1 rRNA gene is annotated in these 552 nt (G+C 50.9%); it reads right to left on the minus strand.

Features of this window, described 5'->3' with window-relative positions:
- A 23S ribosomal RNA gene (locus GCM43_RS25525) occupies positions 1-552 on the minus strand; the annotation flags it as partial.

Below are 552 nucleotides of genomic sequence, written 5' to 3' on the forward strand. Positions count from 1 at the left end.
ATATCCGCAGCTTCGGTGACTGGCTTAGCCCCGTTACATCTTCCGCGCAGGACGACTCGATCAGTGAGCTATTACGCTTTCTTTAAATGATGGCTGCTTCTAAGCCAACATCCTGACTGTTTTAGCCTTCCCACTTCGTTTTCCACTTAGCCAATCTTTGGGACCTTAGCTGGCGGTCTGGGTTGTTTCCCTCTTGACGCCGGACGTTAGCACCCGACGTCTGTCTCCCAAGCTCGCACTCATCGGTATTCGGAGTTTGCAATGGTTTGGTAAGTCGCAATGACCCCCTAGCCATAACAGTGCTCTACCCCCGATGGTGATACTTGAGGCACTACCTAAATAGTTTTCGGAGAGAACCAGCTATTTCCAAGTTTGTTTAGCCTTTCACCCCTACCCACAGCTCATCCCCTAATTTTTCAACATTAGTGGGTTCGGACCTCCAGGGCGTGTTACCGCACCTTCATCCTGGCCATGAGTAGATCACTTGGTTTCGGGTCTACACCCAGCGACTGATCGCCCTATTCGGACTCGATTTCTCTACGGCTTCCCTAT

This window comes from Janthinobacterium aquaticum, assembly GCF_009208565.1.
Lineage (GTDB): Bacteria > Pseudomonadota > Gammaproteobacteria > Burkholderiales > Burkholderiaceae_D > Janthinobacterium.